15 protein-coding genes are annotated in these 17,018 nt (G+C 45.9%); 4 read left to right on the top strand and 11 right to left on the bottom strand.

Going from position 1 to position 17,018, the window contains the following annotated elements; translation table 11 throughout:
• Positions 1–3: 3 nt before the first annotated feature.
• The 6 genes from SporoP33_RS00770 to parE all read right to left on the bottom strand — a co-directional run bounded on the left by SporoP33_RS00770 (position 4) and on the right by parE (position 9,164).
• Positions 4–1,164 (bottom strand): thiolase C-terminal domain-containing protein, encoded by a 1,161-nt coding sequence (locus SporoP33_RS00770; RefSeq protein ID WP_081241970.1) that lies wholly within the window; start codon positions 1,162–1,164, stop codon positions 4–6.
• A 30-nt stretch (positions 1,165–1,194) separates the two neighbouring features.
• Positions 1,195–1,620, bottom strand: a complete 426-nt coding sequence (locus tag SporoP33_RS00765) for a MaoC/PaaZ C-terminal domain-containing protein (RefSeq protein ID WP_081241969.1) — start codon at positions 1,618–1,620, stop codon at positions 1,195–1,197.
• Positions 1,621–1,635: 15 nt separating this feature from the next.
• On the bottom strand, positions 1,636–2,079 hold the full coding sequence (locus tag SporoP33_RS00760) for an FAS1-like dehydratase domain-containing protein (RefSeq protein WP_081241968.1): 444 nt from the start codon (positions 2,077–2,079) through the stop codon (positions 1,636–1,638).
• Positions 2,080–2,098: 19 nt separating this feature from the next.
• Positions 2,099–4,249, bottom strand: coding sequence for an acetate--CoA ligase family protein (locus SporoP33_RS00755; protein ID WP_369821946.1), 2,151 nt, complete (start codon positions 4,247–4,249; stop codon positions 2,099–2,101).
• A 476-nt stretch (positions 4,250–4,725) separates the two neighbouring features.
• Positions 4,726–7,152: a DNA topoisomerase IV subunit A gene (gene parC / locus SporoP33_RS00750; protein WP_081241967.1), complete on the bottom strand. Its 2,427-nt coding sequence runs from the start codon at positions 7,150–7,152 to the stop codon at positions 4,726–4,728.
• On the bottom strand, positions 7,149–9,164 hold the full coding sequence (gene parE / locus SporoP33_RS00745) for a DNA topoisomerase IV subunit B (protein ID WP_231293270.1): 2,016 nt from the start codon (positions 9,162–9,164) through the stop codon (positions 7,149–7,151). The genes parC and parE overlap by 4 nt, the downstream gene beginning before the upstream one ends.
• Positions 9,165–9,394: 230 nt before the next feature.
• Between parE and plsY the strand changes: the two genes are divergently transcribed.
• Positions 9,395–9,997, top strand: coding sequence for a glycerol-3-phosphate 1-O-acyltransferase PlsY (gene plsY / locus SporoP33_RS00740; protein WP_081241966.1), 603 nt, complete (start codon positions 9,395–9,397; stop codon positions 9,995–9,997).
• Positions 9,998–10,026: 29 nt separating this feature from the next.
• Positions 10,027–10,320 carry a HesB/YadR/YfhF family protein gene (locus SporoP33_RS00735; RefSeq protein ID WP_081241965.1) on the top strand — a complete coding sequence of 98 codons (294 nt, stop codon included), beginning with the start codon at positions 10,027–10,029 and terminating at the stop codon, positions 10,318–10,320.
• Positions 10,321–10,347: 27 nt separating this feature from the next.
• Here SporoP33_RS00735 and SporoP33_RS00730 read toward each other — a convergent pair whose 3' ends face one another.
• The 3 genes from SporoP33_RS00730 to acnA all read right to left on the bottom strand — a co-directional run bounded on the left by SporoP33_RS00730 (position 10,348) and on the right by acnA (position 14,124).
• A complete protein-coding gene (locus SporoP33_RS00730; protein WP_081241964.1) occupies positions 10,348–10,665 on the bottom strand; it encodes a hypothetical protein in 318 nt (105 codons plus the stop codon).
• Positions 10,665–11,090 (bottom strand): acyl-CoA thioesterase, encoded by a 426-nt coding sequence (locus SporoP33_RS00725; protein WP_081241963.1) that lies wholly within the window; start codon positions 11,088–11,090, stop codon positions 10,665–10,667. Before SporoP33_RS00725 ends, SporoP33_RS00730 begins: the two co-directional genes overlap by 1 nt.
• 319 nt (positions 11,091–11,409) lie before the next feature.
• Positions 11,410–14,124: an aconitate hydratase AcnA gene (gene acnA / locus SporoP33_RS00720; RefSeq protein ID WP_081241962.1), complete on the bottom strand. Its 2,715-nt coding sequence runs from the start codon at positions 14,122–14,124 to the stop codon at positions 11,410–11,412.
• Positions 14,125–14,489: 365 nt separating this feature from the next.
• On the opposite strand from acnA, the gene SporoP33_RS00715 reads away from it, so the two are divergent.
• Both SporoP33_RS00715 and SporoP33_RS00710 read left to right on the top strand, forming a co-directional pair.
• On the top strand, positions 14,490–15,038 hold the full coding sequence (locus tag SporoP33_RS00715; RefSeq protein WP_081241961.1) for a cysteine hydrolase family protein: 549 nt from the start codon (positions 14,490–14,492) through the stop codon (positions 15,036–15,038).
• 132 nt (positions 15,039–15,170) lie between these two features.
• A complete protein-coding gene (locus SporoP33_RS00710; RefSeq protein WP_081241960.1) occupies positions 15,171–15,425 on the top strand; it encodes a GlsB/YeaQ/YmgE family stress response membrane protein in 255 nt (84 codons plus the stop codon).
• Between the two features lie 232 nt (positions 15,426–15,657).
• Here SporoP33_RS00710 and SporoP33_RS00705 read toward each other — a convergent pair whose 3' ends face one another.
• Positions 15,658–16,341: a lytic transglycosylase domain-containing protein gene (locus tag SporoP33_RS00705; RefSeq protein ID WP_081241959.1), complete on the bottom strand. Its 684-nt coding sequence runs from the start codon at positions 16,339–16,341 to the stop codon at positions 15,658–15,660.
• Between the two features lie 20 nt (positions 16,342–16,361).
• A complete protein-coding gene (locus SporoP33_RS00700) occupies positions 16,362–16,952 on the bottom strand; it encodes an SCO family protein (protein WP_081241958.1) in 591 nt (196 codons plus the stop codon).
• Positions 16,953–17,018: the final 66 nt, after the last annotated feature.

Below are 17,018 nucleotides of genomic sequence, written 5' to 3'. Positions count from 1 at the left end.
CTCCTAGTTTCGTAAAATCATCGCGCCTGCAATATCCGGACCGGCCCAGCCGGTACAAATGCCGATCTTGCAGTGTTCTACTTGGCGATCAGTTCCTTCATAGTCATGGCGCAGCTGTCTGACGATTTCGATGGCATTATTCATTCCGTGCGTATAGCCTTCAGACAGCATGCCGCCTGCTGTATTGGTTGGCAATTTGCCGCCCATCTTTAAATTTCCTTGTGCAACAAATTCTCCAGCTTCCCCGCGTTTCGCAAAGCCGTACGCTTCCAGCTGGCGCAGCACTACCCAGCTGAAACAGTCATAGATGGCGGCAACGTCGATATCTTCCGGAGTCACACCTGCATTTTCATACAGCTCTTTCGCCACGTAATCGGAAGCTACCTGATCAATATCGTTCCAATAATGCGCGTGCGGATGACATTGTCTTGCCGACATGCCCATAATATAGACGGGTCTTGACGTACAGTTTTTCGCGTTCTCCGCAGAGGTTACGATCAGCGCATTTCCTTCATCCAGCTCCAGGCAGGAATCATGAATGTTAAAAGGCGAACTGATATCCGGTGTTGCCAGATAGTTTTCCATCGTCAGCGGCTTGCCGTGAAGAAACGCTTTCGGATTGCGCTGTGCATGCTCATAAAAACTCAAGCACACGTGTCCGAGATGTTCTTTTGTTGTACCCGTTTCATGCATATGACGCATGGCATACATTCCAAACCACTGGGACGGGCTCGCCGATCCATAAGGAATCACGAAACTTCCGCCTGCAAGAGCACCTTGAAGCATATCGGGATCATAGCCGCGTCCTACACGCGTGCCGGAACTGCCGTTTAATGAACGGTAGATCAACACTGTATTCAGCTGGCCCGCCTCAATGAGTGCCGCCGCATCTGCAATCAGCATCTCAGTGCTTGCTCCGCCGCCCTGGATATCTTTGACGTATTTTGGCCGCACACCGAGATACGTCGCCAATTGGTGGGACGTACAGGAGTCTCCTTCGTTATAGTTCATGAATCCGTCGATGTCTGTTGCTTTCAAACCTGCATCTTTAATCGCTGCATTTGCCGCATCGAGCGCTAAGTGAAGAGGTGTTGTTCCCGATTTTCTTGAGCGTTCACTTTCTCCTACGCCGACAATGGCATAGCGGTCTTTTATAGTTCCCATAAATAAATTCCTCCTATTTCCCAATTGCTTTTACGTAAGTTGTAAAATGGCACTCCCCGAACCGACTGCTCCCCCAGATATCTTCTCGGCTGTCAGGTCCAGAGCGATGCACCGCTTGCCGTCTTCTTCATATATGCGTTCCACTGTACCCGTACAGCGGATTTCGTCGCCCGGTACAGTCATTTTGCCAAAACGCATCTTGATCGCTGAGACTTTTGCTTCTTTGCCTGCAATCTTCATGACGTATTCGCCAAGGAAGCCCATGATCAGCATGCCGTGTGCAATGACACCATCCATGCCTATTTTCTTCGCGAATTCATCGTCCAGGTGCAGCGGATTAAAATCTCCGGAAGCCCCTGCATACTGTGCAAGCTGCACTTTCGTAATCGGCGGTTTCACCATCGGTTCAAGTTTCTGGTCTACAGTCAGCTCTTCCAACACCCAATCTTTGATCATATGATGTCCCTCCTGTCAGTTCGCCGGTGAGCGATAGACGATATTCATCCGGCTGATACAAACCAGATCGCCTGTTTCGTCTTTCATTTCCGTATCAAGTTTTAAAAACTGCATTTTCCCGCTTTTACCTTCTTTGTCATACAGATCGCTTACTTTGATCTGGCAACGCAGCCGGTCGCCAATGCGGATCGGCTTGTAGTAAAGAAATTCCTGCTCGCCGTGCAGCATTCTGCGCTGGTCGAGATGAAGCGGCATTTCCGTCTTTCCGTCATTTATCGCAATCGGAAATGTCGGCGGCACGATCAGTCCTTCGTACGCTGATTGCTTTGCGTAATTTTCGTCCGTATAGAGCGGATTATCGTCTCCGATTGCAGCTACGAATTGACCGACATGCCGGCCTTCTACTTCAAACACATACTCATCGCTCGTTAAACCAATGACGCTGTGATCCAAGTCCATTTTTTATCCTCCCCACGCATTACTTTGTAATAATTAGTGCATCTGCCGCTATAATGCCTTTCTCGTAGACAATTAACGGATTGATGTCAATTTCTTTGATTTCATTAGAGTAATCTTGAATCAATTCAGATACTTTCAGCAGCACATCGATAATCGCTTCTTGGTCGACCGGCTTTTTATTTCGTACACCTTTTAATAACTCATAGCCTTTCAGACTTTTCATCTTATCGATTGCATCTTCTCTGGTGATCGGCGCAACACGGAACGATACATCCTTAAACACTTCCACGAATACACCGCCGAGACCAAACATGATAACCGGGCCGAATGTCGGATCATTCGTGACGCCTACAATGACCTCTACGCCTTCTGGCAGCATTTCCTGCACAGCCACACCGTGAATTTCGGCTGCCGGACAGTTCGCGGCCGCATTATGACAGATCTCCTCATACGCCTTTCTGACTTCTTCCGCATTTTTTACGTTTAATCGGATGCCGTCTACTTCGGTCTTATGGGGAATATCAGGCGAATCGATTTTCAGCACGACAGGATATCCAATGCTCTCCGCACACGCCACTGCTTCTGCTGAAGACTGTGCGAGTGCGCGTCTTGCAGTAGGGATTCCATATTCATTCAAAATCGCGGCAGACTGTGATTCACTTAATGTCTGATTTTCCGGGAATAAATGGCGGATGTTCGTTTTATTGACTTTCTCCGGTTCGGCCTGCGTTTTACGTTCTCTAGCTTTATCGTACGCTTCTCTGTACTCTGCCAGCTTTGCCAGCGAGCGGATAGGATCCATATCACCTCTTACAAACGGAATGCCATGGTCTTCCAGATACTGGACTCCTTTTGGAACGGACATGCCTTCAAGCGGGAACGTAGTCACGAGAATGAACTTATCGGAGTTCTCGCAAAGCGCAACAAATTCCTGCAGTTCGGGTGTGTTTTCATCCCAGTGCATAGGGAATTCAGAAAAAATGATAATATCTGTCTCCGGATCATTGACCAGTACTTTTAACGGCTCCACAAACAGCTGCGGGTGGGTGATGGATGCTGCGGCTGTCAGATCAATCGGGTTGGAAGCGCTTGCATAACCAGGAATATTTTTTTCAATTGCCTGTTTTATTTTGTCGCTCAGGGGATGGATAGTCAGGCCGTATGATTCACAGCGGTCGGCTTCATTGATCCCTCTTCCGCCGGAGCTTGTAACAATTACGGTATTTCTTCCCGCCGGCATTTTATTCGACATGAACAGTTTTGAGAAAGAAATGATGTCATTGTAATCATCAGCGCGGACAATGCCAGTTTGTTTGAAGAATCCGTCATACACTTGATCGGCTCCCGCTAATGAACCTGTGTGTGATGCCGCGGCACGGCTTCCTGCGCTGCTCCGTCCGGATTTCATGATGACGATCGGTTTGTTGATTTCAAGGGCAAACTTCGCAAGCTTCCGCAGCTTCTCCGGATTTTTCTCTCCTTCCAGATATCCGCTCGCAATTTTCGTGTACGGATCATGCAGCATATACTCGATCACGTCGGAAAAAGCCACATCGACTTCATTGCCAACGCTGACGAAATAGTTGAATGTCAGTCCTTGCTGGGCAGCCGCGATATATGTCAGTACACCAAATGCTCCACTTTGTGTTACGAAGCCTGCTTCCCGTTTTTTATTTAGCGGCATATTCGTCAAGCCCGGTGAGAATGTGCCCATTAAGCCGTTTGTTGTGTTAAGCAAACCGACACAGTTCGGACCGATAATCCGGATATTGTACGTGTCAGCCAGTTCTTTCAGGCGGTCCTGTGCAGCTATGCCTGCTTCTCCGATTTCAGAGTATCCCGCCGCGAAGACGATGGCTGCTTTGACACCGCTTTCACCGCATTCAATTAAACATGTCTCCACTTGATCAATTCCGACACAAAGGATGGCAAGATCTACTTGATCCGGCACATTCTTAACACTTGGATAACACGTCAAGCCTGCGATTTCCTTGGCACTGCGATGAATCGGGAAAATATCCCCTGTAAATCCGCCGTCAAGCAGCGCCTTGAGCTGCAAGTACCCTATTTTATTTGTATTTTCCGAAGTTCCGAGTACGGCAATCGTGCGTGGATGGAATAATGGATCCAATTCTGCATTCGATCTAGTTTTTTCATTCATCAGTTTCATCATCACTTCACCTCTGACGCTTGTATTTTGTCTAACTTGTATAGAATCATAGCAAACGGTTTTATTTTTTATTTTTATTTTTTAAGGATTAAGTAATTAATGTTATTAGTGCTGGAAAAATAATGATTGGCCTTGCTGAAGCGCTGGCAATACAAGGTTTTTTGTTTTCAATATATTCTGAACGGTATAAACAAACCCGACTTTCGCGGGGGATGACCGCGACATTGGAGACAGATCACCGCTCTTTTAACGGATTACACAGGCTATTGTTCTTATATAGAGCTAACACTGAATATGTGCGTCACTGGAGTACACAAAAGGAGCAGCGGTACAGATGCACGCATCGGGAAGGCGGCACGTTCCTGTGCAAATGAGATTTCCCGTCCTGTTTTCTGCACAACATCCGAAACATAAAAAAAGAGCCGCCACAGCAAGTCGTCATATAACCACTTGCCGGGCAGCCCGCATGGATCAGCTTATTTACTTTCTTTCTTTATTGTGGAAACTTGTATGACTTTACCACTTTTTGCTTCATCAACTACGGCGCTGCCTGTAGATTGACGATTGGTATTTTTCAAAGCCATTGGATCCACTTCAATTTTCTCGTTCTTTTCAGTCAGCAAGACCATTTCCTCATCGTCTCTTACTGCTTTCATATCAACAATCCGGTGTGGGTTAGATTTTAGCTCTTTTACTATCGTCACGCCGCGGAGTGCTCTAGAGCTGACTTCAAACTCTGATATATTCATTCGCTTTACTGATCCGCGCTGTGTGGCCAGAAAGACATTCTTCGTTTGCGGTGTAATTACTTCAAACGCCGCCAGCTCGTCTTCAGGCTTTAAGTTGATGCCTTTGACACCGGCTGTGCGAATACCCGTAACCGCGAGCTCAGACAATGCAAACCGCAGCGAATAGGCTTGCCTGCTGACCAATAAAATATCTTCTTCGCCTGTTATTATGCGGGCACCGACGAGCCGGTCATCTTTTTTAACATTCATCGCTCTGAATGAACGGTTAAAACGCTGTACTTGGAAATCCGTCAGTTTCGAGATTTTTACATTGCCGTTCGATGAAGCGGTCAAAATACTCTGTTTTTCATCAAACTTGTCAAGGCCTATGACGTCCACCAGCTCTTCGCCCGGCTCCATGCCGACGATACTGGATATATGCTGACCCAGATCACGCCAGCGGATGTCCGGCAGCTCGTGAACCGGCTGATAGATATAATTGCCGAGAGAGGTGAACAGCAGCAAGTGATGCTGCGTGTTCATCGCTGATTCAAGCAGATTATAATCCGATTCTCTCATTTCCTGGCCTTTTCCGTTCGACGCCGAATAAGAGCGCATGCTGGTGCGCTTAATATATCCGCCTTTTGTGACGGAGACCATTACTTCTTCACTCGGTATCAGAATATCCAGATCCACTTTCAGCTCTTCGATTTTCTCCTCGATTACTGAACGTCTTGATTCGGCGAATTGCTTGCGGATCGCCTTGATCTCTTTCACCAAAACCGACTTTAATTTGGATTCACTCGCGAGGATCTCTTCCAATTCTGTAATCATACTGCGCAGTTCTTCTTCCTCTTTTTTCAATTCCGTAATATCGGTATTGGTCAGACGGTATAACTGCAAGGAAACGATGGCCTCCGACTGAACTTCCGTGAAGTCAAACGCGTTAACCAAGTTTTGTTTGGCGTCCTTCTTATCTTTTGACGCACGGATCGTCTTAATGACTTCATCAAGGATCGATAATGCTTTGATTAGGCCGTCTACGATATGCAGCCGTTCCTTTGCCTTTCGGATATCAAATACAGAACGTCTGGTAATGACATCTTTCTGGTGATCGATGTAGGCGTCGAGCAGCATAGGAAGTGACATGAGCATCGGACGTCTGCCAGCGATTGCAATCATATTGAAATTATACGTAATCTGAAGGTCGGTATGTTTCAATAAATACTGCATGATGGCTGTGCCGTCTATTTCTTTCTTCAGTTCGACGACGATGCGCAGTCCGGTACGGTCGGATTCATCCCGAATTTCTGCAATGCCGTCCAATCGGCGGTCATGGCGCAGCTCATCCATTTTCTTCACTAAGTTAGCTTTATTGACATCATACGGAATTTCCGTAATAACGATCTGTGATTTGCCTGCTTTCAGCTGTTCAATATCCCACTTTGCCCGGATAATGAAACGCCCTTTGCCTGTCTCGTAAGCAGTGCGTATTCCATCCGTTCCCTGGATAATAGCCCCTGTCGGAAAATCCGGCCCCGGAATGACCGTCATCAGCTCATCTACACTGACATTCGGCTTTTTCAGCCGCATCAGAACCGCATCGATGACTTCATGCAGTGCGTGCGGCGGTATGTCGGTCGCATATCCTGCAGAAATACCTGTGGATCCGTTCACCAGCAAGTTCGGAAAACGTCCCGGCAAGACAGTCGGCTCCAGCTCCGTATCATCGAAGTTAAATGCGAAATCTACGGTTTCTTTACGGATATCGCGCAGCATTTCACTCGCGATAGCAGAAAGCCGTGCTTCCGTATAACGCATCGCAGCTGCAGAGTCTCCGTCAATTGATCCGTTGTTTCCTTGCATATCCACCATTTCATGGCGCAGTTTCCATGACTGGCTCATCCGCACCATCGCATCGTATACGGACGTATCACCGTGCGGGTGATAGTTACCGATGACGTTACCGACCGTTTTAGCGGACTTACGGAACGCCTTGTCATGTGTATTGCCTTCGTGGAACATCGCATATAAAATACGGCGCTGCACCGGCTTTAATCCGTCCCGGGCATCCGGAATCGCACGGTCTTGAATAATATATTTACTATAACGCCCAAAACGGTCACCAATTACTTCTTCCAAGGGCAGATCTTGAAAAGTTTCTGAATGGGTCATTCCATATCCCCCTCAACATGTATATACGCATTGTCTAGAATATTATGTTCTTCAATCAAGCCGAAATCGACGTTTTCTTCAATCCATTTACGGCGCGGTTCGACTTTATCACCCATCAGTGTTGTGACGCGGCGCTCGGACTTCGCACCATCTTCAATCGTTACACGAATCAGCGTGCGCGTGGCCGGATCCATCGTTGTTTCCCATAATTGATCCGCATTCATCTCACCGAGACCTTTATAGCGCTGAAGCATATAGCCTTTGCCAACCTTTTCAATTGCTTCTTCGAGATCATCATCCGTCCATGCGTAGGCCAGCTTTTCACTCTTGCCGGTGCCTTTAAACACTTTGAATAATGGCGGCAGTGCAATATACACTTTCCCCGCTTCGATCAGCGGCTTCATGTAACGGTAGAAGAATGTCAGCAGAAGCACTTGAATATGCGCACCGTCCGTATCGGCATCGGTCATGATGATGACTTTGTCGTACGCCGCATCTTCAATTTGGAAATCTGCGCCGACGCCGGCACCGATCGCATGGATTATTGTATTAATTTCTTCATTTTTCATGATATCTTCAAGTTTTGCTTTTTCCGTATTGATCACTTTACCGCGGAGCGGCAAAATGGCCTGGAACGTACGGTCTCGTCCTTGTTTTGCTGAACCGCCTGCCGAATCACCCTCAACTAGGTATAATTCATTCTTCGCTGCATTGCGCGACTGGGCCGGCGACAGTTTACCGGACAGCAGTGTATCAGACTTTTTGCGCTTTTTACCAGAACGTGCTTCTTCCCGCGCCTTACGTGCTGCTTCTCGGGCCTGATGCGCACGAATTGCTTTACGCACGAGATTCGCGCTCAGTTCTGCATTTTCTTCAAGGAAATACAGCATTTTTTGCGATATGACAGCGTCTGTCACTGTCCGCGCTTCACTGGTGCCCAGTTTTCCTTTTGTCTGACCTTCAAACTGCAGAATTTCTTCTGGTATACGCACAGAAACAATTGCCGCAATCCCTTCACGAATATCCGCGCCGTCGAGATTTTTATCTTTTTCTTTCAGCAAGCCTGACTTGCGTGCATATTCATTCACCACACGTGTCATCGCAGCTTTCGCACCGGTTTCATGCGTCCCGCCGTCTTTCGTCCGTACGTTGTTGACGAAAGAAAGTATCGTTTCAGCATAGCCGTCGCTGAACTGGAAGGCAAATTCGACTTCAATGCCATCGTTTTCGCCTTCAAGATACGCCACCTCATGGAGCACTTCTTTTTCTTCATTTAAATACGCAACAAACGCTTCAATACCTGACTCATAATGGAAGACATCGTGCTTATCTGTGCCTTCTTCTTTCAAGGTAATCTTTAAACCTTTCAACAGAAAAGCAGACTCACGCAATCTCTCTGCCAGTGTGTCGTATTGATATTTGATTGTGGAGAAAATTGTCGTATCCGGTTTGAAATGAATAGCTGTGCCTGTTTCCTTCGTTTTGCCGATCTCTTCAAGTGTCGTAACCGGCTTACCCCCATTTTCGAAACGCTGAAGGAATTTCTTGCCGTCCCGGTAAATCGTCACTTCAAGCCATTCTGACAATGCGTTGACAACAGATGCGCCAACGCCGTGCAGGCCGCCGCTTGTTTTATAGCCGCCCTGTCCGAATTTACCGCCTGCGTGCAGCACAGTCAAAATAACTTCTGCCGTCGGTTTGCCCGACTCATGCTTGCCCGTCGGCATGCCGCGCCCATAATCCCGCACACTGACGCTGCCATCTTTATGGATCGTTACATCGATTTCATTTCCGAAGCCTGCCAGCGCCTCGTCCACTGAGTTATCGACTATTTCATACACTAAGTGATGCAAGCCTCGCGTATCGGTAGAACCGATGTACATTCCCGGTCTTTTCCGTACCGCCTGCAGACCTTCTAAAATTTGAATGGAACTGTCATCATACGTATTTTGTATTTTCTGTTTCGTCAAAATGAAACCCCCGTCAAACAAATGTTCTCTTATTTTCATCATACAACTTCTGATAAACCTTGTCAAATCAACGTTTTGTTTCAGCTCAACCTATTGTATAGAAGAAATGTAAGGATTGCAATGCGGAAACGGTGACATCGTTAGGAACGATTTATCCGAATAACGGTTTCGCGCCTGCTCTTTCGCATTCGCTGAAATTCTATTATTGTCCGTCCCTTATGCATCTGCTACACTTATAAACAAACAGTCAATCTTGCACAAAGGGGTTCGCTATGGAAAATTACATTATCATTCTGACAGCCTATTTGCTCGGTTCGATCCCTTCCGCACTATGGATCGGCAAGCTATTTTATAAGACCGATGTCAGACAGCACGGCAGCGGAAATATGGGTGCCACTAATACGTTCAGGGTACTCGGAAAGAAAGCGGGCATTGTCGTCACACTGCTCGATATCTTTAAAGGAACGGCAGCTGTTCTGTTACCGCTGTTGCCGTACTTTCAGGAGACTACGATTCATCCGCTGGCACTCGGCATTGTAGCGGTGCTCGGGCATATCTTCCCTGTTTTCGCGGGTCTGCGCGGCGGAAAAGCTGTCGCAACTTCAGGCGGTGTCTTACTGGGCTATAACTGGCCTATTTTCTTACTTGTCATCATTACGTTTTTAATTGCGCTGAAGCTGACAAAGATGGTATCGTTGACGTCCATCATCGTCTCAGTTCTCGGGCCCGCCTACTGCTTTATTTTCTACCTGATGGGCGGAGATCTGTATTTATTCTTAGTGGTTTCTCTGATGGGCTTCTTTATTTTCTATCGTCATCGCGCCAATATTGCCCGTATTAAAAACGGAACCGAACCAAAAGTGAAGTGGTTATAGGTGTCACTACTGGAAAGGATGTATGCTGCATGAATATTCATATTTCCGAACAAGCAGTTCAATGGTTTGAGAACGAAATGGAAGCTGCTGCAGGCGATTATGTAAAGTTTTTCGCGCGTTACGGCGGTTCGAGTCCTCTGCATGAAGGATTTTCCATCGGAATTACGAAAGAAACCCCTGACGAACCGGTTGCCGAAAAGGTCATCAACGATGTTCATTATTATGTGGAAGAGCGGGATCTTTGGTTTTTTGATGGACATGACCTGCATGTCGATACGGATCCGGCAAGCGAAGAGTTATCTTTCCACTACCGCGTTTCGTAATCGCAAATGAAATGGTAAGCACAGCTCCTATAGGGAGTTATGCTTACCATTTTTTAATCGTGTTAATTGGTGTAATTGCTCCTCCTGCTTCAAAATATCTACTTGACGTTTCCCCATCAGGTCAAAATGCGGATATTCTTCGCGCGCATGAATCCATTCCGGCTTTAACCCATATTGTCTGCCCCACTCCGCGAGTGTCCCGATATCGCTGCATCCGACTTTCGTCACTGTATTAATATCCGGAAATCGGTCATCAAGCCAGTAATGAGTCAAAAAAGCAATCTCCCCGCGTTTCACCGCACTCTTCCACTCCCGCAATTGCCGCCGGTTGATTCCAAATGCCATCAGCTGTTCCCCCGCTGAATTTCCAAATAAGCAGCGTCCCACTCCGGATGAATTTTACGCAATGAAACGGGCCGGAAACTGTCTTTCTTCACGAGCACATGCTCTGAAACAGCCGTTGCTGCAATACTTCCGTCCGCATGCAAAATTTCATAGCCATAGACTGTACGAAGCTTGCCATGGGATTCTACCCATGTCTTCACGGTAATCGTCTCACCATATGTAATCGACGTCTTATATTTCACAGACAGCTCCGTTACAGGCGATAGGTAGCCGTCGCGTTCAAGCTGCGCATATTCGTACCCCAGGTCTTTAATAAGCGTTGTACGTCCGATTTCCATCCAAATTAAGTAGTTGGCGTGATAAACAACGCCCATCTGATCCGTTTCTGCATAACGGACCTCAATTTCTTTTTCACTGGAAAACATGTGATCACCTCATGAACTAGTATAGCGAACTGGAAAATGGATTGCTTGAAATACACATTTCATGAAAAGAGTTTTATTTGTTTCAGGTCAAACTCTAGGAGGCGCCGGAGGGCAATGAGCGGCTATGAAGCATGTATGATCGCTTGCAGACTGTGATAGAGCAGCTGCGCGTCTTCATAGAGCGCTTGTCTGTCGCTATAGAGAGGTTTGCCGTGAACGATGAGCGCTTGCGATGGACATATGATCGAGTGCCGCACCGCCTTTGCTCGCCATCAAAAAAGAATGCCCGGCTAAGCCGGACATTCTGATCAGCGTATAATTATTTTGCTGCTAATTTATTACGTAGAACCATTTGAAGGATTCCGCCGTGACGGTAGTAGTCCACTTCAACTTCAGAGTCGAAACGAGCCAATACTTCAAATTCTGTTTCCTTGCCGTCTGGAGCTTTCGCTGTAACTTTAAGGATTGAACGCGGTTTTACGCCTTCTGCGATATTCACACAGATTTCTTCTTCACCAGTTAAGCCTAGAGACTCAACGTTTTCACCATTGATGAACTGAAGTGGAAGTACACCCATCATCACTAGGTTAGAACGGTGAATACGCTCGAAGCTTTCTACGATAACTGTTTTGATGCCAAGCAAGTTTGTACCTTTTGCCGCCCAGTCACGTGAAGATCCCATTCCGTAGTCTTTACCGCCAAGTACTACTAAGCCAGTTCCGTCTTGCTGATACTTCATAGCTGCATCATAGATCGGCATAACTTCTTTAGTTGGCCAGTACGTAGTGAATCCACCTTCAGTGCCTTCTGCGATCTGGTTACGAATACGGATATTCGCGAACGTTCCGCGCATCATCACTTCGTGGTTACCGCGACGTGATCCGTAAGAGTTAAAGTTACGCGGCTCTACGCCGTTTTCACGCAGGTAGATTCCTGCAGGTGTGTTCAAACCGATAGCTCCGGCAGGTGAAATGTGGTCAGTTGTGATAGAATCACCGAACTTACCGATTACACGCAGGCCTTCAAGCGGCTCAATATCAGCCGGTTCTTTCGAAAGATTTTCGAAGAATGGCGGGTTTTGGATATATGTTGAACTCTCATCGAAATTGTACAGAGAATCATCTGTTGTTTCAATTGCGTTCCATGCTTCGTTTTCTGTGAATACACGAGCATATTCTTTGCGGAACAATTCAGGTGTAACTGTTGCATTCAATACATCATTTACTTCTTGAGTAGAAGGCCAGATGTCTTTGAAGAATACATCGTTACCGTCTTGGTCCTGTCCGATTGGATCTTTAGCAAAGTCAATGTTCACTGTTCCAGCCAGTGCATATGCTACAACCAATGGAGGTGAAGCCAAGTAGTTCGCTTTCACGAATGGGTGTACGCGGCCTTCAAAGTTACGGTTACCTGAAAGGACAGATGTTACTAGAAGGTCTTCGTCACCAATTGTTTTTTCGATTTCTGGAAGTAATGGACCGGAGTTACCGATACATGTAGTACATCCGTAACCTACTGTGTTGAATCCGATTTTATCCATATAATCAGACAGACCAGAATCATTCAAGTAGCCAGTTACAACTTTTGAACCTGGCGCCAATGAAGTTTTAACGTATGGCGGAGGTGTCAGTCCTTTTTCAACAGCCTTCTTCGCAACCAATCCAGCCGCCAACATTACGTATGGGTTAGATGTGTTTGTACAAGAAGTGATAGCTGCGATTGCAACGTCACCAGTCTTCAATTCTACTTTACGTCCGTCTTCGAACTTGATCGTACCTTTTTTCTCAAGCTCTTTTGGTGTCAGACCAAAGCCTTGTGTTCCTTCTGGAGCTACAACTGCGTCTTTGAAAGACTGTTGCATTTCAGTCAATGGAATCAAGTCTTGCGGACGTTTAGGGCCTGATAGATTTGCAGCGATATCGCCAAGGTTGATTTCTACAACTTTAGTGAACGTCGGCTCTTCCTTTTCAGGAGTGAAGAACATGTCGTTTTCGATCAAGTATTGCTTAACTACCGCAATATGCTCTTCGTCGCGGCCTGTTAAACGCATATAGTTAAGTGATTCTTCGTCAACCGGGAAGAATCCGCAAGTAGCACCGTATTCAGGAGCCATGTTTGCGATTGTTGCACGGTCAGCAAGCGGTAATTTAGAAACACCAGGGCCGAAGAACTCAACGAATTTACCTACAACGCCTTGTGCACGAAGAGTTTGAGTTACTTTAAGCGCTAAGTCAGTTGCAGTTGTTCCGTCCGGAAGATCTCCAACTAGTTTTACACCGATAACTTCTGGAATTGGGAAGTATGAAGGCTGTCCAAGCATGCCAGCTTCAGCTTCAATACCGCCAACGCCCCATCCAAGTACACCGATCCCGTTGATCATTGTTGTGTGGGAGTCAGTTCCTACTAATGTATCCGGGTATGTTTCGAATGTTCCGTCCTCGTTTTCAACCGCATGAACAACGTTAGCCAGATATTCAAGGTTTACTTGGTGAACGATACCAGTTGCAGGCGGTACTGCACGGTAGTTATCGTATGCTTTTTGTGCCCAGCTCAAGAACTGGTAACGCTCAGCATTACGTTCGAATTCAAGTTCCATGTTCTTTTGCAGAGCTTGCTGTGTACCATAGCTGTCTACCTGTACGGAGTGGTCAATTACAAGATCCACTGGGATTTCAGGGTTGATCTCGTTTGGATCTCCGCCCAGTTCGTTCATTGCAGAACGCAATGAAGCCAAGTCCACTACTACAGGAACTCCTGTGAAGTCCTGAAGGATTACGCGTGATGGTTTGAATGGAACTTCAGCATCTGCGTTTTGCACAGTGCCCCATTTCGCTAAATCTTCAACGTGATCGTCTTTAATCACGTATCCGTCATGCTGACGAAGTACTGATTCTAGTAACACTCTCACTGAATAAGGAAGTTTTGAGACTTTTGTGATGCCTGCTTCTTCTAAAGCTTTCAAACGGTAGTAGTTATACGTCTTGTCGTTTACTTTGAAAGACTGACGGCTATTATGCAAATTGCTTTTTGCCATGATTTGATTTCCTCCCTTTATGTACTGAAAGATAAAAATGCACATCTTTCCTCTATTCCATCTTAGTATAGCAAAGAACAATAGTAAAATACATATAAATTATAAGCAGACATAAGAAAATGTGATGACTAATTGAAATATCATTAAGAATTCTCAATTAGTCGGCTTGATTCTCAAATAGCTTCAGTTTTTCTGATGAAATTTATAGTTTGTGTCAATTTATGTCTTTTATTCTTGTTGCGTCTGCTGACAATCTTTTTATGGATTCCTGTATTTTTGAATTATTTCATCCTTATGATGTCTTTACATTTGTCTGGTCAATCAGCCGCAGCTGTGGCAAAATACTAAGAAAGGAGATGTTCCAGATGAATAAAGCATTACTCGTGATAGATTACACAGTCGATTTCGTAGCGATTGACGGCGCACTGACTTGCGGCGAACCAGGCATCGCATTGGAAGAGTATATTACAAATACGACGGAAGACTTCGTAAAACAGCAGCTTCCCGTCTTCGTAATCAATGATCTGCATGAAAAAAATGATCCGTATCACCCGGAAAGCAAACTGTTCCCGCCTCATAACATCAGAGGGACGGAAGGCCGCCGCCTGTACGGGAAACTGCAAAATTTCTGCGCCGCACATACCGGCGATATCATCTGGATGGATAAGACGCGTTACAGTGCATTTGCCGGGACCGATCTCGATATCCAGCTTCGTGCCCGCGGCATTACAGAAATCCATCTTATGGGTGTCTGTACGGATATTTGTATTTTACATACTGCGGTTGACGCATACAATCTCGGTTATACAATCGCCGTTCATGAAGGCGGCGTCGCAAGCTTCAGCGCGGCGGGTCATGACTGGGCACTTTCCCACTTCCAGCATACACTCGGCGCAGCGGTCATCACGAAATAAAATCCGTCAAAAGTTCAGCAGAACTCATTCTGTCTGGACTTTTTTTATTGAAAAATGTTTGATGTATTAAAAAGACGGTTATACAAATACTAAGCAGGAGCTACATACACATTATAAAAGGAGATGAACAGCATGAGCTTTTTATGGTTCTTGATTATCGGAGGTATTATCGGTTGGTTAGCTGGACTTATTGTAGGCAGAGATATTCCGGGCGGTATTATCGGTAACATTATTGCAGGTATTGTCGGTGCATGGATTGGTGGCGCACTGCTGGGCGAATGGGGTCCACAGATTTCCAGCTTCTATTTCGTACCCGCATTAATTGGTGCCATCGTACTTGTATTTATTGTTAGCCTGATTATGAAGAGTATGCGCAAAGCATCATAAGTTTAAAATGGAAAAACGTGAAGTTTGCTAAAACGGCGAACTTCACGTTTTTTTGTAAAAATTGTATAGTCAATGTCAGTCAACTGATGTCTTTCCTATGAGTGACGGCAACTTTTGGAGATGTTGCACATCGGTGCCGCCCATTACACTTTTAACTCCCTTTCCAGCCACAGTTTGATGAAAAACCATCCATAAAAAAACGCAGAGTCACCGGTTAGGTGAACTCCGCGTTTTATTTTTTCGCACGTTTTTCTGACTGCAGACGCTGTTCTTCAAATTCATTGTAATACCATATGACATCTTCTACATACTGATTGCTGTGATTGTAGGTAAACACAGCTTTTTCAATATTCCCGTCAGCTGCCCCGCTTTGGGATAAATAATTGGCAGCGCTGAAGATCGCGTCTTCTATATCGAATGGATCGGCGATTCCGTCACCGTTCGCATCCACGCCGTATCCGCCGTACTGCTCGATTACGGCCGGATCAATTTTGTCGCGTTCCGGAATATCGCCTTTGCCGAGCTCTTTACAGCCGGGATAGTCCCAGCCGACGAATGTGCAGGGCATAAACTGCATTGGACCTTCTGCCCCAACCGGTGAAACATCGGTCTTCATTGTGGAGAAGCGTGTTTCAATCCGGTGATGCGCGGCAAGCAAAGTCCATGGGATGTCGTACTCCTTAGCGGCCGCGATGTAAATAGGAATAAATTCCTGCGGTATCGCTTCCCCCGTCTTGCGGTCCTGTATATGGAATAACGCAGAAGCCGTTTCTGTTATTTTGTCATGTTTTCCGAAATTTACCCACAGAATGGCGGAAATCGTAAAGAGTGTGACAGCAACAGGTACTAATAAAACCAAAAAAGCGACCATAACGCGTCCCGATCGACTGAGTCTCTTTTTCTTTAATTTCTTCATTGCCTCACCCCTTCCGTAGATTACTTGCCTTCTTTGATGAGTGCTTTTATATCATTGACGATTGTATCATAATCTACATCTTTACTGCCGCCATATAACTTTACAACTTCATTCTGCTGATTGACAAGTCCGAATGAAACGCCGTGTAACACTTGGTCGTCGTTAGGTATCTGTTTCACTAGTTGTTTAAACGAAGATGCGGCTAATTTTTCAATCGTTTTCATGTCATACCCTGTCAGCATCTGCCACTTGCTTTCATCCGGCGCACTGAACATGTCCAGATACTTGGCGAGTTCTTCAGGTGTATCCACATCCGGGTCTACACTGAATGACACGATATTGTAATCCTCAATCTTATTGTCAATTAGCTTTTCTTGTAAAGTAACCATATTACTCATCATCGGCGGGCATACGGTCGTACATTTCGTAAAGACAAATTGTGCCAGCCAGACAGAGCCTTCCAAATCTTTATCGGTTACCGTTTCGTTATGCTGATTGGTGAATTCAAATGAATCCACTTTATATTTATGGTCCGGCTTAAAGCTGCCGCCGCATGCACTCAATATCAGCACGAAAATCAGTGTCAGCGGTAATAAAAACTTTTTATGCATAGTTGATTCCTCCACCTTATACTAGTCACTTTATCATAACTAAAGTTCCCATCCCATACAAGGCGT

The sequence above is a fragment of the Sporosarcina sp. P33 genome (assembly GCF_002077155.1).
Lineage (GTDB): Bacteria > Bacillota > Bacilli > Bacillales_A > Planococcaceae > Sporosarcina.
The sequence above is the reverse complement of the archived record's forward strand: the minus strand, read 5'-3'. Positions and strand labels throughout refer to the sequence as shown.